This window comes from Evansella halocellulosilytica (genome assembly GCF_002335745.1).
GTDB classification, from domain to species: domain Bacteria; phylum Bacillota; class Bacilli; order Bacillales; family Salisediminibacteriaceae; genus Bacillus_CA; species Bacillus_CA halocellulosilytica.
In genome coordinates, this window is the sequence record NZ_NIST01000001.1 from 5,335,160 (window position 1) to 5,361,901 (window position 26,742).

A 26,742-nucleotide genomic window follows, 5' to 3' on the forward strand; every position below is an offset into this window, starting at 1 on the left:
ATATTAAATAGTACTAGATAGTCATTTTGAGGACGAAGCCATATATCATGCATTTTTTTAAATAAATGATAATTTCTTGAAATTATGTGCTATACTATTTTTGACTACATCATAAAGGAATGAATATTTTGAAAAATACATTAGAATCTATTTATAAAGCCCTACTTAATGAAGATCTCACACTCGTCGAAGTAGGTCTAAATACCTGGATGGAAGTTGAAACTTTAGAAAATCAGCAAGTTGTTTTCCTTACTATTAGCGACGATTCAACAAGAGCATATACAACCTTCAGTAAAGCTAGTTCATTAATAGATGCAATTAAACAGGCTATTATAAGTTACCTTGATAGCAGACCTAATAACCACAAAGTATTATCTGTAAAACTTGATATTTTAACAGGCATTTCTTCACTAATGAAATCTAAAAATAACACTGAATTATTTGATAACAAACTAAAAATTAAAGAAGGCTTTGAAGGGATAGCTTTTGGAACAAATTTTGACGTTGCATTTTCTCCAGGTGAAGTTGCGGCAAATGAAATCATTACAAACGATAAGTTAGTCCCTGAAAACTTATTAAATGCATATAAACAAAACTTATCAATTTCTAGTGCAAATTTTGCTCAAATACTAACTGGATCTGACCCTGTAGAAGTATATAAATTTAATACCAAATCATTTTATATTAATGATAAAGAATTTCTTACATTGTATCGAGGGCATAGAGAATTCCCTACCATTACGAAAGAAGACCTTTGGAATGCAATTGAATTAACAAAAGATCATTATTTTAAAAATGCTGTTAATGGTAGAGGAAAGTTTATTTATTCTTATTTACCTCAAAGTAATACCATAGAAAAAAAATATAATATCTTAAGACACGCTGGTACTGTTTATTCCATGATTGAGACATATGAACTGATGCCGGATGAAAGCTTGCTCAATCATATTCATAAAGCGATTAGCTTTCTCTTAAAGAAAATAAAGGAAGTTCAAGTTGATCACTATAATACAAAAGTTGTCGTAGATAAGGGTGCTTTTAAGCTAGGTGGAAATGGATTAACTATTGTCGCATTAGCTAAATATACACAGGTAATGAAAGACGATAAATATGTACCTGTGATGCAAGATATGGCAAAATGGATCCTGCTTACTCAAGAAGAAAATGGTCGTTTTCCAATTCATAAACAAATGTATTCAACAGGTGAGGTTGTTGATTTTACATCTCGTTTTTATCCGGGAGAAGCTATTTTATCTCTAGTGCGGCTTTATCAAATTGACAAAAATGAAGAATGGCTTGACGTAGCAGAAAAGGCTGCAAATTACTTAATCAACATTAGAGATAAAAATGAAACATTAGATACAATTACACCAGATCATTGGCTCTTATATGCTCTAAATGACTTACATCGTGAAAGGCCAAAACAAGTTTATATTAAACATTCCTTATTAATGTCTAATGCTATATTCAACAAGCAAATAACAGACGAAAAAGATAATCTTGATTGGAATGGAGGATATGGAACAAACCCTCCACCAAAATCAACCCAAGCTGCGTGTTATAGTGAAGGGTTAGGAGCAGCATACAACTTAGCTAATGATCATGGCTATAAAAAAGAAGCTGACGAAATAAAAAAAGTGATTGATAGAGGAATTAGATTTCAATTACAGCTACAACTAAGACTGGAATCAACTATGCATTATGTAAACAAAAACTTATGTATTGGAGCAATCCAAAAAAGCCCTACACATCTCGATATTCGGAATGATTATACTCAACATAATATCTCTAGTTTTATCGCTTTCTATAAAATACTAACGAGTAATTAATAGACCAAAAAAGTCCCGTCTTTTGTACGGGACTTTTTCGGGCGTAAAATCAGCTAATTTCTTTAGATTTATTATTCATTATACGCTTTAAGTTATCTAAAACGATACGAATTGGATACGTAAATTTCCACATCCTGCTATTCATTAATTTAGTATACTCTTTATCTAGTCTAACTTTCTCTTCTTCTAATCTAATTTTATCTTTTTCTAACTCGTTTATTTTTTGGGATTGGGTGCTTAATGAAGATATTTTTTCAAAACTATTATGTTGCTCACTTTGTGGTTTCAATATATGAAATCCAATTTTTATTGGCTTCTCATATTCACATTCAGTAACATTCTCGACAATTGCCTTTTCAGGTCCTTCTGAGCAAATAAATTTAAATTCATTAACAGCATCATTTGTCCCTGACGCAACAACAAGTACATCTCCATTGTCTAAGTTTTCAACATAACCATGTAATTTATATGCAAGTGCTTGCCTTTTTATCCACTTTCGATAACCTACTTTTTGAACTTTTCCAGAAACAATGTATTTCTTACTAACCAACTCACCACTTGGAGGCGGAGAAATTTCAAGTTCTTTTACGGTCCTGCTTTTCAGTGGATCAATGATATCATTAAAATCAAAATATATATTACTCTTTTTATTATTTATAGTTTCTGGGAAATAATAATCCACGATTTCTTTAGCAATATCTCTTGGGGCGCCATGCATTGGGAAAAGATGACCACCGAGTCCAGGTCTAGTATTAGCTTCTATAATGACACCTGTTGTTCTCTCATCATTTACAATCATATCAATTCCAGATACACCTAAGCCAGGAATTGCTTTTGTAGCATTTATTGCAATTTGCTTTAAATCTTCAGATAATTGATCAGTAACATCTACAGAGTCGCCACCGGTTGACAGATTGCTAGTTAACCTCAAATAGACTCGTTCCCCGTCTCTTGGAACAGAATCCATTGAAAAACCAGAAGCTCTTAACACTTTTTTCAATTCATCGTCAACTTTAATTGGACGACTTTTAAGATGAGGGTTTTTCTTTCTCAAAGCATTTTTCTTTTTAATCAATTTTTTAATAGAATTTTTTCCATCTCCGACCACATTGGCTGGAATTCTATTTAATGCACCTACTACTCTATCTCCAATAACAATTAGCCGTAATTCATCACCCGAAACAAATTCTTCAACAATTACTTCATCATAGGCCAATTCGTGACGTACATAATGCAATGCTTCTTCAAATTCTTGTAACGATTGAATATTGGAAAAAACACCTTTCCCCCCGTTTGCATTTGTTGGCTTAAGGACGAGAGGATATCCTAGTTGATCGGCAAAAGAAATTACCTCATGATCACTTTCATATGAAGAAAACCTTTTACCTTCTGGTACTGGTACACCTGCCATAGATAAATACTCTTTAGTTAAATGTTTATTATCACATATTTCATAAGCTTCATCAGAGATCTTATCTCCTCTTGATGACTCAAAGTGGTGTACTTTTCCATTATTACTTAACGAATATCTATACTTTAGCAAATTTTCTTCATCAGTCACAGTATAAAATTTTAACGATAAACCCCTTCTCCAACCTTCTAAGGAAATCGTATAATGACTCAACTTTTTCCCATATCCAGTAGTCGGTACAGCTCCTTCTAAATGCTTTAACCAACTTTGTTCCATTTTAGAAAACCCCCGTGGATTAAAATACTTAGATGATTAACACAAGATTTTCGACTTATAAAAATCAACAATTACCTTAAAACATTATTTAATGTTTAGAATACAACTAATAGACACTTCTCACAAACAGTTTCCATATTAACACAAATGACCATTAAGATAAAGATAATTGAGGATTTAGGTACTTTACAATTTTTAACTTTTTATGTTATAGAAACCTTTTCACATAAAACCAATCGTATAAAGCGAGAAAGAAGCTATAAGTACTTCATAGCCTCTTTCTAATAGAACAATGCAATTATATTATCTTTTTATTAAGCTATATAATTTACGTAGTCCTCTTGTATATCTCCACGTTTTACTTTGCAATAATCGTTTGTTTTTAGCTTCTAAACTTCTATTTTTATTGTTTAGTTGTATGATTTCTTGTGACAAACGTTCTTTTTCTTTTTTTAAGTTGTTAATCCTTTTGCTTTTAGCTTTTACTCGAAATTTTTCATTTTCTAATTCAGTTATTTTTTCATCTAATTTATTTACAGTAGCATCGAATTTCTCGTTTATAAGTTCTAGCTGCTTGCTTTGCTTTTCTAATTTAGCTAATGCTTTTTCTTTTTCAGACTTTTCTTTTTTTAGGTCCTTAACATTTACACTATTTGCTTCTTTTACGATACAAAAGCCTACTCTTACTGGCTTTATATAATCATTAATTTCTATTGATGAAATCCCAAATTTCTCTTTCTCCTGATCAATAGCGTGCGTAAAACTAATTATTTCTTCTTCATTTATTGCTGCCACTACAATTTCAAGATTTTCACTAGAACCCTCTATTTTTTTGATATATCCATGCAAACCTCTTTGTAAGGCTTGTCTTCTTACTAAACTTTTAAAGCCTTGGTCTTTAGCATTCCGTTTAATTATATATTTTTTTGTGATTAGTTCACCTAATGGAGGAGGTGTTAATATAATCTCATTTGTAGCGTAACTTTTTAATGGTTCTAACACACTATCAAAATCAAAATATAAATTGGTTTGTTGAGTATCAGCAGTTTCAGGGAAATAATAATCGATTGTAGGTTTCAGAACATCGTAAGGTTCACCTTCTAAAGGAAATAAATGAAGTCCAATCATCGGTTTTGAATTTGCTTCAATAATTACCCCTTTATTTTTATTTACATCTACAATCATATCAAGACCACATTGAGCTAATCCTGGAATTGCACTTGATGCTCTAACAGCAATATCCTTCATTTCTTCAGTTAGTTGATCTGTAACATCTATTGGGTCTCCACCTCTTGAAACATTACTTTTATTCCGAAGAAAAACTTGCTCACCATTTTTCAATACACTATCCAAACTATACCCTAACTTCTCAATTGAATTTTGCACCTCTAAATCGATTTCTAATAAATTTTTGTATAATAAAGGATTCTTTTTTTTATTTATATTTTTTCTTTCGATTAACTCCTTGATTGAGTGAATGCCGTCACCTACGATATTAGCAGGGACCCTTTTAACAGCACTCAAAACTTTGTTCCCAACCATATAGATTCGAAATTCTTCACCTGGGATAAATTGCTCCACAATAATGTCTCGATATTGTAAGTCTCCTCTAACATGTTTTAAAACTTCTTTTAATCGCTCTTCACTTTCTATATTAGCAAAAACTCCTTTTCCGGCGTTTTCGCTTATAGGTTTTACTACAACTGGATAGTTTATTTCTTGAGCAAAATTAATTATTTCACCATCATTTATATCAGACTTAAATCTTTTACCATCTGGTACGGGAACACCTGCTTTTCGGAGATAATCTTTCGTAAGCTGCTTATTATCACAAATTTTATAAGCTTCATCTGTAATTTTATCTCCTCTCGAAGACTCGAAATGATGTTCTCTACCATTAAGTGAAAGTGAATACCTAATTAGCAATTTATTTTCTGGATTATCAATTGTATAAAATTTTATTTTTATACCTCTTCTCCATGCTTCTAAAGCAAGGGTATACATACTTAATTTATTTCCATAACCTCTAGTAGGGACGCATCCTTCTAGCTTAGGTAACCATTGATCATTTATCTTCCCCACTCAACCATCTCCAATCAAATATCCAAATAATAACTGACTTTACTATACATTATATCCAAAACGTCTTATTTAAAAGCCTATAGTTTTTACAAATAAAAAGTTCAAGTAAGATCTATCTTTTTTTCTTGAAAAAATCAAATAAATAACGGATAGGGGAAGATATCTTCCACGACGTACTATTAACAATTTTGTTATAATCTTTTGAAAGACGTTGTAATTCTTTTGTTACCCTTTCATTCTCCAATTTTAACTCATCAATATTTACAGTTGATTCGTCCAAAATCTCAAAACCAATTTTCACTGGTTTTGTCCATTCTTCTTCTATAACATCATCTACTATTGAGTTTTGAGATCCTTCAAAGCAAACTTTTTTAAAATCTTCAATATCATGTTTATTTGTACTTGAAACAATAATTTCAACTTCACCATTCGAAAGGTTCTTTGCATAACCTTGTAGTCTCAACCTTTGGGCTTGCTTTTTTACCGATTTCCGGTAGCCTACCCCTTGCACTTTACCTGAAACAATATAACGTTTACCATATAATTTGCCTAAAGGTGGGGTTGATAGCTCAACCTTTTTTACCGAACGACTTAATAAAGATTCAACAATGAGATCAAAATTAAAATATAAATTAGATTTTTCAATATCTACTGTTTCAGGGAAGTAATAATCAATAAATACTTTTGTCATGTCACGTGGCATACCTTCCATAGGAAAAAGGTGTCCTCCCAGACCTGGCCTTGAATTTACTTCGATGACTACACCTGATTTATGTTCATCATCTATAATCATATCTACTCCACTATGAACTAATCCAGGTATGGCTTTTGTTGCCTCTATAGCTATCCTTTCCATTTCTGGAGTAACAATATCAGTGACATCAACAGAATCTCCACCATTAGAGAGGTTACTTTGCTCTCTAAGAAACAGCCTTTTACCTTCTTCTAATACTGAATCTAAGGAATACCCTGCATTTTCAACTAAATTTAACACTTCTTTATCAATTTTAATAAGTCTACTTGTTAAATGTGGATTCTTTTTCCTAAATTCATTTTTCTGTTGTATTAATTTTCTAATTGAGTGAACTCCATCTCCTACAACATTAGCAGGTATACGATGCATCGCCCCTAACACCTTGTCCTCTAACACAATAAAGCGATATTCTTTTTCTCCTGGAATACGTGTTTCAATAATCACATCACGATAATTTAACTCATCTCGAACATATGGAATTGTCTCTCTTAACATTTCTTCATTAAGAATATTTGCAAATACACCCTTCCCTCCATTTGCACTGACTGGCTTCAGTACAATTGGATAGCCTAATTGATTGGCATAAGAGATGATTTCATCATCACTACGATCATTTAAAAACTTCTCCCCACGAGGGACTGGTACTCCCGCTTTTTCTAAATATTTTTTAGTTAGATCTTTATCATCACATATATCAAAAGCTTCTTTCGTTACTTTATCTCCTTTTGATAATTCAAAATGGTGTTCATTTCCTTTATAACTGAGTGAATAGCGAAGTTTAAATTTGTTTTCTTCATCTATTAAACTATAAAAAGTTAAATCAATCCCTCTTCGCCAGCCTTCTAACGCCATCATATATGTGCTAATACGCTTCCCTTGTCCAGCAACAGGCACCGCATCTTCAAGATGCGGTAGCCATTTATATTCAGCATTCACCATTATATTCCTCCATTATATATGCAAATTTTTAACTGCTCTTACCATAAGCATTATATCAAATCATACAAATTATGCAGTGTGCTTTAATGTTATCATTTCCCAAAACTATTTGATAAAGTTTTCACATAATTAGCAAAAACTCTAATCGGCTTTGTACACTTCCAAGAAAAGCTTTTTTCAATCTTTTCATTTTTAGTCATTATATTTTTATATTGACGTTCTAATGTACTAATTTGTTTCGATACTGCCGTTAACTCTTTTTCTAACTCCTCAGGATTCAAATCATTAATTTCATCTTCGATATGGAACCCTGCCATTATTTGTGCTGACCATGTATCACTATTTACATATAAATTCTTACTCAAGCCCATCAGAACATCTTCAAAACGTTGAACTTCTTTACGATCTAGACTCGCTGCCACAATATCAACTTTTTTATCATTAACGCGCTTGACGAATCCATGGATATTTTTTTCTATTGCTTTTATATATATTTTATTTACTATATCCTCGTGTTGGATTTCACCACTTACCGTATATTTTTTACAGTATAAAGTTCCTTGTGGAACAGGTATGACTTCAATTTCGTCTACACTTTTACGATTTAGCGCTTTATATATACTGCCATAGTCAAAAAACATATTGATATCATAGACATTTTTATTCTTCGTTTCCGGGAAGTAATAATCGATGATTGCTTTTGGAATATCTTTAGGTTCCCCTTCCATCGGGAATAAATGTGAACCAAGACCGGGCTTCGTATTTACTTCTAGAACGTAGGGCATTTGATCCTCTTCATTAAGCAATATATCTACGCCACTATGAGTTAATCCAGGGATAGCATTTGAAGCATCAATAGCTACTTTTTTTATATCATCTGATATATCACTAGTCACATCAATCGGATCTCCCCCGGAGGAAATGTTACTTATTCTTTTCACAAAAATACGTTCACCTTTATTAGGGATACTATCTAATGTAAAACCTAATGAGCGAATCGTATTGTAAAACTGTCTATCGAGTTTGATTTGTTTATTATATAAGTGAGGGATCTTCTTTCGTTGTTCATTTTTTATTTCTATAAGCTCTTTTATAGACCGTTTGCCATCCCCAATCACATTAGCAGGTATTCTTTTGATCACACCTAGTACTTCATTGTTTAGTACATAAACTCTAACTTCTTCACCTTTAATATATTTTTCAATTATTAATTCGGTAAATTTAAGCTCTTTTCTAATATAAGTAAGGCTTTTCTGTAAATCTTCAGCATTCTGTATATTAACAACTACCCCTTTACCAGCAAATCCATCAGTTGGTTTTGCTACGACTGGATACCCAATACTTTCCTCTGTATATTTAATGATCCTATCTATAGAATCTTCAGCATTGAATTTTCTACCAAAAGGTGTTGGAACATTTTTTCTCAGAAGTACTTCCTTTGTCTTGCTTTTATCTTTACAAATTTCATCAGCCTCTTCAGAAATTTTATCCCCTTTAGAACCTTCAAATAGGTGAAAATGTTTTTCGTTTTCTAAGGAGTATTGCAGTTTCAATTGACCGCACTCTCTATAATAGGAATAAAATTTTAACGTTAAGCCTCTTCGCCAACCTTCTAAGGCAATTGTGTACTTACTTATTTCTTTCCTGCATGCCTCATTTAGAATAGCACCTTCTAAGTGCTGAATACGATTTTGTTCCATTAAGCTACCTCCGTCTTTTAAACAAACCATCCTTAATTGATTTGGGTAGAAGTAATTGTTATTTTAATATACGTTTTACAATGTTATATATAGCACGGAGTGGTTTAGATATCTTCCAAGATGTACTTTCACGATATAATTTGTATTGCTTTTCAGCATTCCGTTTCTTTTTGCTTAAACTGTCCCGGTTCGTTCGCAGTGTTTTAAGTTCATCGATTAATTTATCAGGTTCATTTTGAATTTCAAATCCCATTTTGACAGGCTTATCCCAATTTTGTTCACTGATTGTGAAATCACCATTATTGTTCCAATTTAAAACATCTTTATATGTTAAAATTTTTTTAATATCTTCACCTGCGATTATAACTTCGATTTTCTGCGGCTCAATTTTGTTAACGAACCCATGCAGATTCCTACTTAAAGCTTCATTTTTTAATTGGCGTAAATAATATACATCGTCTATATCACCATAGATTGTATATTTCTTCCCATAGGTTTTACCTTCTTGGATTCGTGAAACCTTTGTCATAAGGTTTGCTTTATTTTCTAAAGGAGAAAGAACATCTTGAAAGTCGAAATAGAGAGTCGATTTTTCCTTAGAATCCGATACTGATTCAGGGAATAAGTAATCAATTATTGCAGCTGGAACATCCCTTCCTTTCCCTTGACTAGGGTACAATAATGACCCTATTTGAGCAGTTGGGTTTAGTTCAATTACTGCTACTGTTTCATTATTACTTGTTCGATCATTAATAATGATATCTACTCCCCCATAGAACAACCCAGGAACGGCTTTTACAGCATCGATAGCAATTTCCTTAGCTTTATCAGATATTGTATCAGTAACATCAATAGGATCTCCGCCAAGAGATATATTACTTTTATTTGTTAAAAATAATTGTTTTCCTTCTTGAAGAATACTGCTTAAACGATACCCAGATGCTTGAATAAATTCCTCCAACTCTTTATTTACTTTTATAGGACAGCTAATGAGGCGAGGGTTTTCCCTTCTGTTTTGATTCTTCTTTTCAATTAACTCTTTAATAGTATCAATACCGTTACCTATTATATTCGCGGGTATTCTGTGCATTGCTGCAACCACTTCATCTCCAACAACATATACTCTGTATTCCTCGCCAGCGATATACTCTTCTACAATAACGTCATTATATTTCAGTTCGTTTCGTATATACTTTACAGCCTTTTTCAATGATTCTTTATTAATAATATTCGTGATCACTCCTCTGCCAAAGCTACCGTCAACAGGCTTCACGACGAGAGGAAAACCAATTTCCAGTGATTCATCAACTATTTGCTCGTCAGAGTAGGATGAATTAAAGCGCTTCCCATTCGGTACCGGTACTCCCAACTTGGATAACACCTTTTTTGTATTATCTTTATCTGAACCAATTTCAACCGCTTCGTTCGTTATAATGTCTGATCTCGTTCTAAAAAAGTAATGTGTTCGAGAACTCGTACTTAGTGAGAATAATTTTCCTGGTCGGTCAACATACCAAGTTTTCATCTTATTAAATTTCTCAAACTCACCACTATACCATTTAAGCTCAAGACCACGTCTCCATCCTTCTAAGGCCACCAAATAAGCACATAATTCATGACCATCAGCTTGAGAGACAACATTGTTCGTCAGATGAGAAGGCCAATACGGTTTATCTTCCATATTAAAGATCACCTAAATATTTTGATTTTTTATCTCTATACATTCACTGAATTTTTCCTTCTTTTAAAAAGTTTCGGAAGGCCAAAAACCTCTTCCCATTAATAAAGTCTTTCCTAAGGCGGGCTTCTGCTTCAATAAAATAATCCCCTAATAGTTTGTCTATTTTTGAATTAAACTGATCATAATTTCCTGGTTTAGGAGTAAACTCACCAAATACCATTCCATTTGAACCGTTTAAAAAGTCTATTCTTATAAAAGGTGAAGGTATTTCTTTGCTAATAGTTTCAACCAATTTAATTTGATCATGAGGTACACCATTTCCATCAAAAAGCTTACCATCATATTTCCCAGTTTTTATTCTTTCTCCTGTCGAAGTCCACCAGCAATATTTCACATTTGGATAACGAATAATTTCTAGAACTAGAGCGACGCGCCCATAAAAGCAATAAAACTTAAGATCACGTGCTGGAATTTTACTCTCGTTATCTTCGATGACGAGCTCTTCTATAATCCATTCATCTTTATTGACCCATCCAGTGGATAAATCCTCCTTAACGAAAAAATCCAGTTCTTCCCATGAATGAAGTGTCTGTCCTCTTTTTACATCGATCATTTTATCCAAACCTAGAATGAGGTATACACCTCGAGCCCCAGCCCCGGAAGCTGGTTTAATAACAATACCAGCTTTTTTCGGTATCTCTTTAAATTCGTATGAGTTTTCTGAAACCCACGGTCTCTTTATATTTAAAATGTCAATAAAGGAATAAGCGTTCACCTTGTTATCGAGAATCCACTCTGGCAGCTGACGATCAAATTGCCTCATTCTCGACCGCTGACTTAAGTTAGCCTTAAAAGAGGATACATCATTTAATGATAATTCATCCGTTTCTTCCGTTAATCTTACGATAAATTCAGGTATTTCCTCTATTTTTAACCCTTTAATCACACTATTGTAAACTCTTGTCTTTAGCTGAGTCTCTCTATTCATATAAAGCTTAGCAGCATATTTGAGAGCAGCCTCATATTTCTCTTCATTATAGGATTTTTGTATTATCAGCTTATCAAGAACATTTAAGATTTCTCCTGATTCTTCAGCACCTTTAACCATTTCTAAAAGTTTATCTTCATTTATTGATCCTAATTGAGATAATAACTCTTGCTCTTTTTTCTCTTTGTTATTTATTTTTATTTGTGCTGATTTCAGCCTTTCCTGATTAACTTTTATACTTCTGTTCAATTTTTCATTTTTCTTCTTTAGTTCTTTATTTTCAGTGACTACCGCTTTAAACTTTCGTCCAAGGAGAACTGTTAAAATGTAACTCCTTGCTTTACTTATCATTTTAACAGCCTTTCGAAGTGGAAGAGTTAATTTCCACCCTCTGCTTTCTGTAATCGTTTTATAATTTTTATTTATTCTATCTTTCTCTTTTTGAATCTCCTTGTTTTGTCGTTCAACTTTCTGATATTCAGCATCATATTTCAGCAACTTATCGAAGAGTACTTCTTGTTCTTCTATACACTTTCCAGCGCTACTCTTAGTCTCATTATTTAATATCTGTAATAGATCACTGTCATCTAATTCAACTAATGGACTTTTTCTATCATTATTTTTATTAAATGGTTGCTGATCATTTTTCAAAGGAGATCTCCTCCAGATCCCAATCTTGCTCTGCAAGAGTAATGGATGTTATTTCATTCGAATATTCATTTAGCAACTTTTGGCGAACTTGCTCATTTTCTGGATACCATATGCCGTTCATTCCAAAGTATTCGTTCAAATGTTTGTTACAAAGCTCAAGGTTCAACGATACTCTACTTTCATCCCTCTTACTAATTGATGTCTCGCTTAAAACAACTGATATTTGGTTTGCATGAATATTAGGTATATACTTCTGCCATTCATCAAGAATTATTGAGTTTCTAATAATTAGCCTTTTTGTTTCTACTTTTTCTCCATAAACGATCATTTCAGCTTGTCCATTATTTAATATATCTCTTACCGTTCTGTTTATTTTTGATTTCGGATCTACATCATATTCTGACATCTGAACTAATCCGACTCGAAGTCCTTTTAGTCTACACTTTTTTACTTCAGCTAGGACTTCATTAGTGTCGTCTTCATCATAACGAAAATCGAATACATATATAATATCAAACTGACGGTAGCCACTAACTTTTTCCTCTTTGCTCGGCCACATTGGTTCAGGAACTGCAAAAGGGCGAACTTCTTGAGGGAAAGAGTAATAGAGATTGCTACTATTTTCGTGAAAATGATCATGACTCTCTTCATACTCTTTTCTCGCACCCATTTTATATCCATGGTAACCAAAAGCTGAATTACCAGTTAATGATCCTGTAGTCTGCCTTTGAAAAGAGAGGGGGCCTGTTTCAAGTTCACAAATTGATTTTTCACCGAACACTTTTTTAATTCGTCTTATGAATTCCGAATCAGCAGCAAATCGGACAGAATCCCAATAACCAAGTGATTCTACTACTGGCTCCCTTCGAAATAAGAAAGATGACATGTTACTAAATATATACGTTCCAGGCTTCCCTCTTCGATAAAATTTCATATCATTGGTGGCTCTTGCCTGTTGTGATGTGTTCCCAACCATAGTAGGGTTTTTCAATAAATGATTAACTTGTATTTCAATTTTTTCTGGATGTGACCAGTCATCAGCATCATTGATCGTAATAAAATCTCCAGTAGCCTCTTTTAATGCAGTATTCCTTGCTACATATGCTCCACCATTTTTATCGACAAGTATGAGTTTGACTCTTTTATCTTTCTTCTCATACTCCTCTAAAATTCTAACCGTGTCGTCGGTACTGCAATCATCAGCAACTAACACTTCCAAGTTCGTCCATGACTGCGATAAAATTGAACTTAACGAAGTATGAATAACCTCTTCAGCATTGTACACCGGCATAATAACAGACACTTTAGGTTGGCTTGCGAGATCTTTGTTTTCATCGCTACTAGGAGATGATGTTAGACAATCATAAACGGGTAATTCTTCAGAAGTCGATTTAATCGTAATTTCTGAGAGTTTATTTAATTTCATAACTTGATTTATCCAAGACAAACGGTCTTCTAATGATGTTTCAAGGTTTGCCGCAGCAAGATAGACATCAGCGTGTGCCTCTTCTTTACTTAATTTTGCTAGTTCCTTTTTAGCCTTATCTATCTCACCTAAAATGTCATAACATTCTGCTCGCATAATCGCTGCTTGCTTTAATCGTATCGGACTTTTTTCCCCTTCAATAGACCTGGAGATTAATTGAAGACATTGTTGTGCTCCACTTTCGTTATACTGGTTGGCATGCCATAATGCTAATTCCCAAATTGCTAAGCGCTGCAGATAAGGTTCATTATTATTATTTGAAAGTCTCTCTAGTTCATCTAACCCTTTCTTAGTAAAACCAAGGTTATATAAACGTTGTTTAATTTCTGCTACCTCTTGTCTTTGCCACTTTCCAGCAAATAAAAATTTCTTTATAAAACGTTTTTGCCTATTTGTTAATAATCCTTTAATTGATTCTATTTGCTTATCACTCAGTACCTTATAAACAGACCTTTCTATCATTTGGACAGCCTTTTTCACAGCCTTCTTTATCATGGATCACTCAACACCTATTCGTTACTTTTCTTCTTCGTTTTCTTCTTCGTCTTCTTTTTTACTTTCTTCTCTTCCAAATTCCCTCTATACAAGTTAACGGCTTCTTCAGGATTGCCATCAAAACGTATTTCGCCTTTTTCCATTAAAATAGCTCTCGTACATACTTTTTCAACAAAATTCATACTGTGTGAAACAATGATGACCGCTTTTGCTTCTTCAATCATATCTTGAATTTTTTCACTTGCTTTTTGTTTAAATGCCATATCCCCAGTAGAAAGAGCTTCATCGATAATAAAAATATCAGGTTTTAAGGTCGCTGCTATGCTAAAGCCTAACCGTGCTTGCATGCCGCTTGAATAATTTTTTACTGGTCTATCAATATTCTTTTTGAGCTCAGAAAAGTCGACAATATCTTGGTAATCATCATCAATTTGATTTTTCGGTATTCCAAGCAGCATACCATTAAGGTATATATTGTCCCTGCCCGTTAATTGCGGGTTAAAGCCTGTACCGTATCCTAATAGTGAAGAAGTTTCACCATTTAAAATAATTTCACCTTGATCAGGGGTTAATATTTTGGTCATTAATTTACACAACGTACTCTTCCCAGCTCCGTTATGCCCTATTATACCAACAACTTCCCCTTCTTTAATTTCAAAGTTGACATTCTTTAGTGCCCAAAATATATCATTCTTCATTCGATAAGAAACACTTAGGTTATCTGCTTTGACGATCGTTTGATCTTTAATATCGAGTTTTGTTTTTTCAATGTCCAGCCTTTTTTTCCGTTTTCTTTTTTGTGGTGGTACAGACTCTTTATACATATCTACAATCTTCTTAGGTTCACCAACCGCTCTTATAGTTCCTTTATCTAACCATATTAAACGATCACAATTTTTCGAAGCGTAGCGCAGACTATGTGTAACGAGCACGACCATTTTTGCCTTTTCTACTAGTTCTCTCATTTTTTCTGCTGCTCTTTTACCAAACTCAATATCGCCAGTATTCAATGCCTCATCAAGTATAAGGATCTCTGGCTCAAGAAATGCTGCCACGCTGAAGCCTAGACGTGCCTTCATTCCACTAGAATATTTTTTCATCGGCTGGTCAATAAAGGCACCTAAGCCTGAAAACTCATGGATATCATCAATAAATTGGTTAATTTTTTCTTTCTCAATTCCTAACATCATACCATTTAAATAGACATTTTCTCTGCCCGATAATTCTTTGTTAAAGCCCATCCCTAATGAAAAAAGGGCTGATACTTTCCCATCAACATGGATTGAACCTTCATCAGGCTCTAAAATGCCAGAAATAAGTTTACATAGTGTCGTCTTACCTGAACCATTCGAACCAATAATCCCAAGAATTTCTCCTTTATAACCTGTAAAGTCTATACCTTTTAATGGCCAAGTAACCTTACTTTCTTCTTTATTCGACTTTTTCTTAAAAAGATTTATGACATGAGACTTATAATCATCTTTATTTAATCCAGTATTAAAGAAGACACCCAGGTTTTCTGCGCGAATAACAACTTCTTCGGTTTCATCTATATAATTACTTGTGGTCTTATTATTTTTCAATGACATTAAAATACCCTCATTTATAATGCTTTAATAATCTTATGTTCATTTTTACTGTAGTAAAAAATTAAAGCAACAATTGATATGATAGATATTACTCCAATTACTAACAATCCAATAAAATGCGGATTTGATTGAAACATTAATACGGCACGATAAGAATCTAAAATGATTGCAACTGGATTCACAGCTACTACATAACTTGCCCAAACATACTCTTCTGGTATGCGACTACCAACCCAAATAATAGGTGAAGCATAGAAAAATACACGTAAAACATGTGCAAGAATGTTATCTATATCACGAACAAACACACAAATATAAGCGACAAATAAACTGATGGCTAGTAAAAACAATAATTGAACTAAAATAATTAATGGTAAGTACACTACTTGCCATCCAGGTACAACACCTGACACCGCTAAAAATATTGCAATAACGACAAATCCAAAAAAGAAATTAAGCCCTTGAGTAAACGTTATTGATAAAGGGAAAATTGATTTTGGTAAGTAAACTTGATTAATAATGGAAGACTGTTTTACTATTGCACGGGCTGAACTATTAACTGTAGTGTTCATCCATCTCCATGCAACAAGCCCAATCACAAGGTATACAGCATAGTTCTCAACATCATCACCACGCCCAAGAATAATAGCAACAAGGAAATAGTAAACAAGAACATTGAGAAGTGGGTCCAATAGCCACCAAAAATATCCTAAATAACTATTACGATGCTCTGCTTTTAGCCCCGATTTCACAAGATATATTAATAAATCTTTCCTTTTTAACATTTCATTTATATACTCTCGCATAGTTCTCCAACACCGCCATTCTCTTCATAAGCAACTATCTATTTTTCTATAAAGAATCGTAATGTATTCATTTATATAAGCATTGCTTTTTTTCACAAGTATAATAAGTATAATTGCATATTTAATAATGTTATTTTTTCAAACTTAAATAAACATAATTACCAAAATACCAAGCACTTTTAAAAAAACCTAGCTTTTCAATTTTTCGATAGACTTTCCAATTTTGTTTCGCCATTTTTATTTTGTTTCTCGATACTGAATTTTCGACGATTCGGTATTTCGATAAGCACTCTTGCAGCCCATATGCAGGAAATCCTTTCTTACATAAAGAAAGCCACAGTACATAGTCTTGCCTCGATCGAATATTGACCATTTCTACTTCACCGACAACATCGGTATCGATCATGACTGTTAAACAGCCGATGACATTTCGTTTCAATAACTTTTCATAATCAACTTTTTCAGGGATTTGAACAGGATTCCCGATCAGTTTGCCATCATCACTCATTTTGACATATTCCGTAAATGAAAATCCATAATTGTTCTTACTCATAAAAGCAAGTTGTTTTTCTAACTTTTCTGGAAGCCACATGTCATCACTGTCGAGAAATGCCAAATATCTACCTTTCGCATGTTTTATTGCTGTATTTCTTGCAACAGCTGGACCACTGTTTTTTTCCAATTTAAATAATGAAATTCTATTATCTTCCACGATCAATTGTTTAACGATTTCTCTCGTCGCATCGGTCGAACAGTCATCAACAATAATCATTTCCCAATTCATATATGTTTGTGCTTGAACCGATTGAACCGTCTCACGTATATACGCTTCAGAGTTATAAGCAGGAGTGATAATCGATATTAATGGATAACCATGATTGTGAATGTCCTGCATTATTATCACCACCATTTTGGATGAGGTCAAGAAGCAAATTTAACTATAATTTGTTTATATACATCTCTTCATACCAGTCAATTAGCTTCTTTTCCTCGTTTCCCCAGTTTAATTTTTCAAGAACAGCTTTTCTTCCATTCTCGCCCATTCTTTTTGCTTCATTCACATTTGACCTTAAAAAGTCGATTGCTTGTTTTATTTCCTGATCATTTCTTGGGTTAACAGCAATCCCGCATGAATACGTTTTGATAAATTCTTTCCATGCCGGGAAGTCAGAGCAAATAACCGGGAGCCCCGCTGTCATATACTCAAAGAATTTTGTTAGTTCTTTTTTCATATAATGCTCTGTCGGTGGAAACAGCGCGATTCCCGCCAACCATTGATGGCTTACATAGTTTCGATCGATTTCATCTTTAGGGACATATTGATCAATTCCTTCAATATATAATCGATCACTCTGTTCTCCTGCCAAAGCATACATTTCCTCTGCTAACGGCCGCGGACATTTGCCGTATAAATGAACAGAAATATCTTTATCCAATTTCGGAAGCTGAGCATGAATCTCAGCACCACGGTCTTCTGAAACATTTCCCGTATAAATGAGTTTATTTTCAGCTTTCCCTTCATGGATTGTCCGACCTAATACAGCTTCATTTAAGACAGGGTAATTTAAAATACACGTTCCTCTAGAATATTTTTCTTGATAATATTTTTCAGCCAAACAAAGCTCTAATCTTCGTGACAGAGCTTTTTCAATCACGCTATATGTTCCAGCTATCAAACGTCGCAAAGGCTTCGGAATGTATTCCTTTTGCATAATACTAGTCACGTAATCTTCATGAATATCATAGACGACAATGTTCGTTTTCTTCTTCAGCAACCAAGCTACCGGCAATAATTCTGGATCGTGGATATGATAGTAATCTGCTTTTTGCTTACGCGCTTTTTTATATGCTTCTATAGTTGAAAATACCATTCGTTTCAGCTTGTTTTTTTGCTTTTTAATCGATATGACGTTAATGTCATTCTCTTCAATGACCCTCTCAGCATCCGGAGCTAACAATGATACTCGGAACCCTGCATTTTGCAGCGATTTGCATTGTTTATAATAAATTCTCGGATCTAACGGGTGATGGACAGTCGTCATGTGTACGACTGTTTTTTTATGATGCTTCATATGCCAAAACCTCCCTGACTGTTAAGAGGCAACTACTTCTTTTCTACAGTATCTATAAATACTTTTTCGTACTGTTGAACGATTTTTGTCGCATCAAAATTTCTCGCTCTTTCAAACCCTCTATTTTGTCGTTCTTTTCGTTCATTTTCGTTTAAATTCAGCACGTTGAGCATTTTTTGGGCAAGTTCGTTAGCATTCCCGACTTCACAAAGATCTCCAAATTCACCTTTATTCAATACTTCTTCAGGTCCAGATTTACAATTCGTTGATACTACTGGAGTTCTAGTTGCTAATGCTTCCGCGATGACATGACTAAATCCTTCATGTTTGGACGTTAACACAAATAAATCAGCCTGCTTAAAGTAAATATACGGGTTGCTTTTAAAACCAATAAAATGAACACGATCTCGAATCCCTAACTGCTCTGCCTGTTCGGTAAGTTCAGCTTTTAAAGGACCTTCTCCTAATATGACTAAACTGCTGTTCACCTGCTTGTTCACATCATTAAATGCTTTTAACAATGTTTGATGATCCTTTTGTTCAACAAGTCTCCCTGCTGTAATGATCACCTTTTCATCATTGTTAAATAGTCGCTGATCTTGTGGATCAATCGTTCCTTTTGTCATTTTTTGTTCAATACTCTCTAAGTCTACAGGATTATAGATGACTTTAATATCCTTCGGACGGATTTTATATTTTTTTACTAAATTCGCTTTCACACCTTCAGACAATGAAACAATTTGGCTTGACCATTTATAGACGACTCCAAATGCTAACAATTGCATATCCTCTTTAAAGCTGCCGCCTAAATTATCCGCTTCCCTTATCACATTCTTAGCTTTTGAAAATGAAAGAATATTCGCCAAAATCGCGATCGTGTTTACTCGTGGAATCGTACTAAAAACGATATCGATTTGTTCTTGTTTAATAATCGTTGCTAATCGAGAAACAGACCTGCTTAACCGTTTCGTTTCTAATTTAATAAATGTTACATCCGATTTAAGTTCCTTCTCATAAGCCCCATCAAAATTAAGTGTAACTAATACAGGAGAGAATTTATCTCGATCTAAGTTGTTAATAATATTCAGCAAAGTACGAGCTGCACCGCCCGCACCCATTTCGTATATAAAAAATAGCACTTTTAATTTTTTCATCTTATACAGCCTTTCTTAACCTATATGCTCAGTAAAGTTTTAAAAGATTAGCAAGTAAAGCATTCGACTTATTATATCATATGGCCTTAAACATTCATAAACATGATAAAAACTAAAAACATACAAAAATTCCCATTCTTAAAAGGTGGCAATATTTTAAAAGAAGTAAAAAGTCCTTATATGATTTCGTCTAAATTTGTAATATAATTTTACAAGTATGCTATAGGGGCATTTACTCACAGTACTTTGTGCTTATAATTGTCTCAGCTGATTTTGTTTCATTTACTGACTTTTTTCAATTTTATGGAGACAAATATACCTTAAAGGAGTTGATAAATTTTGCTCAATAATTTAATGCCCCGACGTCTATTTTTAACAGTACTTCTTTTTATTGCTTTAATTTTTGGAGGATTTACATTTAGTAAAGCAGAGGCAAATTACGTTTTACAAGATGGAGATACTGGAGTAGAAGTAGTTGATCTAAAGCAAACTCTAACGAAATTAGGATTTGGGAACTTCCCAAGTAGCCCATCTCAAGTATTTGGATCAGTTACAGCGGGTGTCGTTAAGGAATTTCAACAATATTATGGCCTAAATGTGACCGGAAATGTAGATGAAGAAACTTTCTCCGAAATAATAAAGTCTATATATTCACCTTATCAAGCAGGAAACAATGGTGTCCATATTATCATCCTAAAACATTACTTAACTAGTCTAGGTTATGGAAACTTTCCAAACAACCCATCAAATGCTTACGGCTCTGTCACCGCTAAAGTTGTTAAAGATTTCCAAGAAAGTCAAAATCTCATTATCAATGGAATTGCTGATAAAGTAACATTAGAAAGAATTTCTAGCTTGCTAAGTAATGATGACATTCTCTTACCTTTTAATAATGGAGATAACAGCACACCAATTATCCAACTAAAAAAAGACCTTACTAAACTAGGATTTGGGAACTTCCCAAGTAACCCATCTAGTGCCTACGGGAATGTCACAGAAAATGTTGTAGTAGATTTCCAAAGGTATTATGGGCTTACTGATCATGGAGAGACAGATGAAACGACTTTAACTAGTCTTGCTATAAATCTCTCTTCTCCCTATCAATCAGGTAATAGTGGCAATTATATCGTTGAACTTAAAGAAAACTTGACTTTATTAGGATATGGAAATTTTCCACAAAAACCTTCAAGTGTTTATGGTAGTGTTACCACAAATGTGGTTAAAAATTTTCAAGAAAGTCAAAGTCTCGTTATCAATGGAATCGCTGACGAAGTTACGTTAGCTAAAATTGATGAACTACTAACTAATAATGAGCTGACACTTCCATATAAAGATGGAGATTCAGGTCTCCCTATTATTCAACTAAAAAATGACCTTACTAAACTAGGGTTTGGAAATTTCCCTAGTAATCCATCTGATAAATATGGCCCTGTCACTTCTGGCGTTATAGCAGATTTCCAAGAATATTACGGCCTCCATACTGATGGGATTACAGACGAAAGTACTTTAGCTAAGATTGAGGAGATCCTTTCTTCTCCTTATCGTGACGGGCAACGTGGTCCACACATTGTCGAACTTAAAGAAAACTTAACTCTTCTTGGCTTTGGCAACTTCCCTGACAGTCCTTCTCAAGCATATGGATCTGTCACCTCTAGTATTGTAAGAGAATTTCAAAAAAGTGAAAACTTAGTCGTCAACGGAATTGCTGATGAAGTTACTCTAAATCGAATAAATGATTTATTAGCTAAGTATGAATTATCTATTCCATACGAAGATGGCGACCAAGGGCCGCCTATTATTCAATTGAAAAAAGATTTGACTAAACTAGGGTTTGGAAATTTTCCTAGTAATCCATCTGATAAATATGGCCCTGTGACTTCTACTGTTGTAGCAGATTTCCAAGAGTATTACGGCCTTCATGCTGATGGGATCACAGACGAAAGTACTTTAGCTAAGGTTGAGGAGGTTCTTTCTTCTCCTTATCGTGATGGACAACGTGGTTCCCACATCGTCGAACTTAAAGAAAACTTAACTCTTCTTGGCTTTGGCAACTTCCCTGACAATCCATCTAATGCTTATGGTTCTGTTACTGCGGGAGTTGTAAAGGACTTTCAAAGTTATTATAAGCTTACAGTAAATGGGATTGCTGATGAAGTTACCCTATCTAAAATCGAAGAGATTCTTTCTTCTCCTTATCGTGATGGACAACGTGGTTCCCACATCGTTGAACTTAAAGAAAACTTAGCTCTCCTTGGCTTTGGCAACTTCCCTGACAATCCATCTAATGCTTATGGTTCTGTTACTACGGGAGTTGTAAAGGACTTTCAAAGTTATTATAAGCTTACAGTAAATGGGATTGCTGATGAAGTTACCCTATCTAAAATCGAAGAGATTCTTTCTTCTCCTTATCGTGACGGACAACGCGGTTCTCACATCGTCGAACTTAAAGAAAACTTAACTCTTCTTGGTTTTGGCAACTTCCCTGATAATCCGTCTAATGCATATGGTTCTGTAACTGCAGGGGTTGTGAGTGATTTCCAAAGAAATTATGGCTTAGCTGTTAGTGGGATTGCTGAAGAAGTAACCTTATCTCAATTGAATGTCATTTTGTCTCTTGATACACATGGATTTACTACAGCCAATAGCTTAAATGTAAGAAGTGGTCCATCAACTAATTATGATACTGTTGGTTCTTTAAATGCTGGATCTAAAGTAGCGATTATTGAGTCATCCGGTGATTGGCTGAAGATTGTTTTTGGAAATTCTTATGCATATGTACATAGTGACTATGTTAGGAATGACAGTGATAGAAAAACAATTGTCATAGATGCAGGACATGGAGGCAGTGACCCAGGTGCGACAGCTTTTGGATGGAGAGAAAAGGATATTGTATTGGATGTAGCCCTTTTAGTAGAGGAAAAAATGAGAGGAACTGACATCGATATCGTATTAACTCGATCAGGAGATTACTTCCTTGAATTAGAAGAACGAGTTGATGTTGCACATAGTGCTCATGCGGATGCATTTGTAAGTATTCATGCAAATGCTGCAGGACAGGAATCTGTACACGGTACTGAAACGTATTGGAACAGAAACAACCATAGTGCTGATAGTCAAAGGTTAGCTACATCTATCCAAAACCAATTGATTAGTAAATTAAATACTAGAGATCGTGGTGTAAAAGAAGCTAATTTCTATGTTATTAGACATACTGAAATGCCAAGTGTTCTCGTCGAATTAGGCTTCGTAACAAATCGTCAAGAAGCTGAACGAATGCAGACATCTAGTTTTAAAAATGATGCTGCAGACGCGATAAAAGAAGGTATTATAGAGTTTTATAGATAACTAGCTCCTAACAGCTATCGAGAAGAAATTCTCGATAGTTTTTTTACAAAAACAACCGCTCTAATCATTCATGAGCGGTTGTTTAAATTTCATATTATATTCTTATTCAAACACTGGTTCAAGAACAATATCTCTATCTAAAATGATTTCAATTGAATCAGAATCAGCATCAATTTCTTCTCCCCATCCTGCAAACGAAAAACCTTCATTTGGTACTGCTGTTACCATTATAGGCACCCCTTGAAAATACCGTCCAGTCCACTCCTCTGCACTTTCAATCCCTGGTGTATCTTCTGTTATTTCTAGAGAGTTTATGATTACTTTTCCCTTTTCTGTATCAGAGATTACCCTTACATCTGATGTCCCGGTTAATCCAAAGTGCTCTACTACATGTTCACGAACAATATTTGGTCGATTAGTCGCAAATATCCTCATTACTTCTACTTCTTCATTCCATGCTTCTACACTTTCCGGTATTCCCCAACGGTCAATATGTTTTTCTATCTCCGGTTCATATAATGAATGGAATTCATTAACCGTTTGAATGACCCTCTCTTCATGAAACGTCGTATTTAAATGATCTGCCAGTTCAGTCATAAATTTGTTCTTAAAGTGATCATTATCAAGCAGAGCTCTAAATAGAATATTTGGCCACTCTTCATTATGTCTCGGATTCAGTGTCGATGTGACCATTTCAATCGTATTATGGTCATATGATTCATACCCTAATGAGCGGTCTACATCATAGAGAAACCAACGCCATCGGCCGTCTAATGGCTCAGTTAAGTTTGACTCATTATGAATATTTTCATAGCGCCAAAAATCGATGTTATTGTGTGGCCAATCAGAATTAGCATTATAAATTTGTGTCACATAGTATTGAATATAGTTATCAATATCCATTAACGTTTCTACATGATGATAATGCTCTTCTTCTGCCAAATCATGCGAATTAACATAGTCAATCATATTTTCATAATCTTCTTGCCCTTTTTCTAGCCCATCAGAAAGTTGGCCTTCTCTTTCTAAAATCGTAAACTGATCTCGGTCTGCCCCGTAATGGGTTTCAAGGTAATGCTTATCTAATCGATCTCTTACGTTATGAATACCCCAATATTCCCCATTCAAAAAAACAATTGACGGTTGATAACTTTGCCTATCCAAATCGAGATGCCCAACTAAGCTTTGCATGGCTGCATCTCTAAACATCGTCATCCCCCAATCATTCCCAGAATTACGTAAAAGCAATCGATTAAAATCCTCTATCTCTTTATCATCAAAAAATTGATAAGTAAATCTACTCTCCCCGTAATCACTTCTAGAATATAAACGAAGTGATTTTTGGGCAAACCTTCTAGTAAATCCTCCATGAATGCGGACACCAGCACCTTGGGAAAAAGCTAAGTTCCCGTCTGCTTCAAAATATTCTATGTGAATCGGTCTCTCCCACTCACGTCCTCTTTGATAATAGTTTCCGGTATCATCAGCTTCGCTACTAACGCTGTCGTAATTGACTCCGGGAACATAAATCCCTGTATCTTCATCAAAAAGGTGATTTGGATTGGTCGATAGAGAAATAACTGGAAAGGTCGATGAAAATTGAATAAAGTACGAATGAGTCGCCACATCACTAATATATTGCTCATTGTCAACAATCACTGCTCTAACGACTACTCCTTTATCAATCAAACTGGTCGGTTCCTTCCAGCCACGTACACCCGAAATAAAATTTGTTTGAATCGTTGAAAGATTATTCTCTTCATTCGTTTTATTATCAATTTCAATCGATTCTTCATATTCATATGTATGTTCAGCGTTATTTTCCGGATCTGGAACAGAGCCGTCCAACGTATAATAAATCGTGCTATCTTCTATAGGACTTGTAAGTTCAAGATGAAAGCTTTCATCATAAAATCCTCCTTCGTGGGAGAAGATAGGGTTAAAATTTTCTGAGTCTTCGTAAGCTTCTTGACTAATATCATGATCGTCAATTTCATCTATATAATTCATTATTGGTGAATAATTTGTTATTGGATTTCCTTCAAGATACAAGCGCTCCCGCAAATAATCAAGATTTTCTAATGCTTCTATGTTCGTCACCTCATTGTAACGAATGTTTAAATCTCGAAGTTCATTCAATTCACTTAATGCAGAAATATCGTGGATGTGGTTTTCTCTTAAGTTTAAATCTCGTATATTCACTAAATTCGAAAGTACTTCAATGTCGCTTACTTGATTTCCTCGTAAATTAAGGTCAATAAGTTCGGTTAGGTTGGCTAGTAGCGAAATGTCTTCAATATGATTATCACGTAAATCAAGTGAAACTAATGAGGTTAAATGTTCAATACCTTCTAAATTTTCTATATTACGATCACGAATTCTCAATTCTTGTATTTCTACTAACTGATCAGGACGTATTTCCCCTTTTTCATAGTTAAGCTCCTGTCGAATTGCCTCCTCAAGTTGTTCATCAGAAAATATAGGTCCAGATGCTAATGAGTAAGCTGCTATCCAAGCACCGATTAACAATGGACACGAAAGAACTAACATAATAATCTTCGATTTCTTCTTCATATAAAGCCTCCGATAGTAATTTTCACCTAGTTTTTCATTTACACTTTCTTCTAAAATCTATATAATATAGGACGATTATCGTTTACAATATTTACAATAATAACATATTTGTAATATCAAAATAACAATATTTACATATTTCAATGTATTTGCTTCTTATATTTTATGGAGGGATGATATGGCGGGGGAATTTTTTAGTCGGTACGAAATAAAATATTTGATTCCATTTGACACGTACGAAAAGTTGGCTGAGCTCCTGGAGAAGAGAATGGTTTTTGATAAATACGGTAATTCAGAGGGCAAATACAACATCATTAGCTTATATTTCGATTCACCTGACAAGAAAATCTATTACGAGACTCGTAATAAAAATCGTTTTCGGCAAAAACTAAGACTACGAATTTATAATTCAGCAACAGTTCATGATCAAGCCTTTTTTGAAATAAAAAAGAAATACAAAAAGAGAGTAAACAAACGAAGAACGAGTATAAAACTAAGGGATGCTTATGCCTACATATACGATCAAGTTAAGACCGATCAAAAGATTGATGTTTCGAATGAACAAATCTTTCATGAGATTGATTCCTTTCGTTCATTGTACAATCTAAAACCTGAAAACATTGTCAGTTATGATCGCCAAGCTTTTGTCGGTGTTGCGGATGCCGATTTAAGGATTACCTTCGATTATAATTTAAAATGCCGAAATGAAGATTTACGAATTGAAAACGGACCAGAGGGCACCCACTTTGTTGATCCGAACCTTGTCGTTCTTGAAGTAAAGGTGAACCATAGTGTACCTTTGTGGCTTTCAAAATTATTAAGTGAATTAAACTGCCCTAAAAAGAGCGTTTCTAAATTTTGTACGAGTGCAGACTTACTCGAAGATGAATATAACCATACCTAAATCAGC

General features: G+C 34.1%; 16 protein-coding genes. 3 read left to right on the top strand and 13 right to left on the bottom strand.

The genetic code is table 11. The annotated features are described in order from the left end of the window. The first annotated feature begins 128 nt into the window (after positions 1-128). Positions 129-1,829, top strand: a complete 1,701-nt coding sequence (locus CD001_RS25110) for a glycoside hydrolase family protein (protein WP_096190297.1) — start codon at positions 129-131, stop codon at positions 1,827-1,829. Positions 1,830-1,878: 49 nt separating this feature from the next. Here CD001_RS25110 and CD001_RS25115 read toward each other — a convergent pair whose 3' ends face one another. The 12 genes from CD001_RS25115 to CD001_RS25170 all read right to left on the bottom strand — a co-directional run bounded on the left by CD001_RS25115 (position 1,879) and on the right by CD001_RS25170 (position 19,913). Beyond that, positions 1,879-3,516, bottom strand: coding sequence for an acylphosphatase (locus CD001_RS25115; RefSeq protein ID WP_096190298.1), 1,638 nt, complete (start codon positions 3,514-3,516; stop codon positions 1,879-1,881). Positions 3,517-3,819: 303 nt separating this feature from the next. Beyond that, on the bottom strand, positions 3,820-5,598 hold the full coding sequence (locus CD001_RS25120) for an ATP-grasp domain-containing protein (RefSeq protein ID WP_096190299.1): 1,779 nt from the start codon (positions 5,596-5,598) through the stop codon (positions 3,820-3,822). A gap of 112 nt (positions 5,599-5,710) precedes the next feature. Then, entirely contained in the window at positions 5,711-7,291 is a 1,581-nt protein-coding gene (locus CD001_RS25125; RefSeq protein WP_096190300.1) for an acylphosphatase, read from the bottom strand. Between the two features lie 92 nt (positions 7,292-7,383). Further along, positions 7,384-8,991 carry an ATP-grasp domain-containing protein gene (locus CD001_RS25130; protein ID WP_179298898.1) on the bottom strand — a complete coding sequence of 536 codons (1,608 nt, stop codon included), beginning with the start codon at positions 8,989-8,991 and terminating at the stop codon, positions 7,384-7,386. 58 nt (positions 8,992-9,049) lie between these two features. Next, complete coding sequence (locus CD001_RS25135) at positions 9,050-10,672, bottom strand: ATP-grasp domain-containing protein (protein WP_096190302.1); 1,623 nt, start codon at positions 10,670-10,672, stop codon at positions 9,050-9,052. A gap of 43 nt (positions 10,673-10,715) precedes the next feature. Next, a complete protein-coding gene (locus tag CD001_RS25140; RefSeq protein WP_096190303.1) occupies positions 10,716-12,311 on the bottom strand; it encodes an ATP-grasp fold amidoligase family protein in 1,596 nt (531 codons plus the stop codon). Next, a complete protein-coding gene (locus CD001_RS25145) occupies positions 12,301-14,292 on the bottom strand; it encodes a glycosyltransferase family 2 protein (protein WP_096190304.1) in 1,992 nt (663 codons plus the stop codon). Before CD001_RS25145 ends, CD001_RS25140 begins: the two co-directional genes overlap by 11 nt. A 14-nt stretch (positions 14,293-14,306) precedes the next feature. Beyond that, a complete protein-coding gene (locus CD001_RS25150) occupies positions 14,307-15,881 on the bottom strand; it encodes an ABC transporter ATP-binding protein (RefSeq protein ID WP_096190305.1) in 1,575 nt (524 codons plus the stop codon). 14 nt (positions 15,882-15,895) lie between these two features. Continuing rightward, positions 15,896-16,687, bottom strand: coding sequence for an ABC transporter permease (locus CD001_RS25155; RefSeq protein WP_096190306.1), 792 nt, complete (start codon positions 16,685-16,687; stop codon positions 15,896-15,898). A gap of 130 nt (positions 16,688-16,817) precedes the next feature. Further along, positions 16,818-17,582: a glycosyltransferase family 2 protein gene (locus tag CD001_RS25160; protein ID WP_096190307.1), complete on the bottom strand. Its 765-nt coding sequence runs from the start codon at positions 17,580-17,582 to the stop codon at positions 16,818-16,820. A gap of 43 nt (positions 17,583-17,625) precedes the next feature. Next, a complete protein-coding gene (locus tag CD001_RS25165; protein WP_096190308.1) occupies positions 17,626-18,759 on the bottom strand; it encodes a glycosyltransferase in 1,134 nt (377 codons plus the stop codon). Positions 18,760-18,791: 32 nt separating this feature from the next. Next, positions 18,792-19,913: a glycosyltransferase gene (locus CD001_RS25170; protein ID WP_096190309.1), complete on the bottom strand. Its 1,122-nt coding sequence runs from the start codon at positions 19,911-19,913 to the stop codon at positions 18,792-18,794. A 339-nt stretch (positions 19,914-20,252) separates the two neighbouring features. Between CD001_RS25170 and CD001_RS25175 the strand changes: the two genes are divergently transcribed. Beyond that, the gene (locus CD001_RS25175) at positions 20,253-23,258 is read left to right on the top strand and encodes a peptidoglycan-binding protein (protein WP_096190310.1); all 3,006 of its coding nucleotides are present in this window, start codon (positions 20,253-20,255) and stop codon (positions 23,256-23,258) included. 102 nt (positions 23,259-23,360) lie between these two features. Here the strand turns inward: CD001_RS25175 and CD001_RS25180 are convergent, their stop codons facing one another. Further along, a complete protein-coding gene (locus CD001_RS25180; RefSeq protein WP_096190311.1) occupies positions 23,361-25,832 on the bottom strand; it encodes a CotH kinase family protein in 2,472 nt (823 codons plus the stop codon). 178 nt (positions 25,833-26,010) lie between these two features. On the opposite strand from CD001_RS25180, the gene CD001_RS25185 reads away from it, so the two are divergent. Further along, complete coding sequence (locus CD001_RS25185) at positions 26,011-26,736, top strand: polyphosphate polymerase domain-containing protein (RefSeq protein ID WP_096190312.1); 726 nt, start codon at positions 26,011-26,013, stop codon at positions 26,734-26,736. The last annotated feature ends 6 nt before the right edge of the window (positions 26,737-26,742 follow it).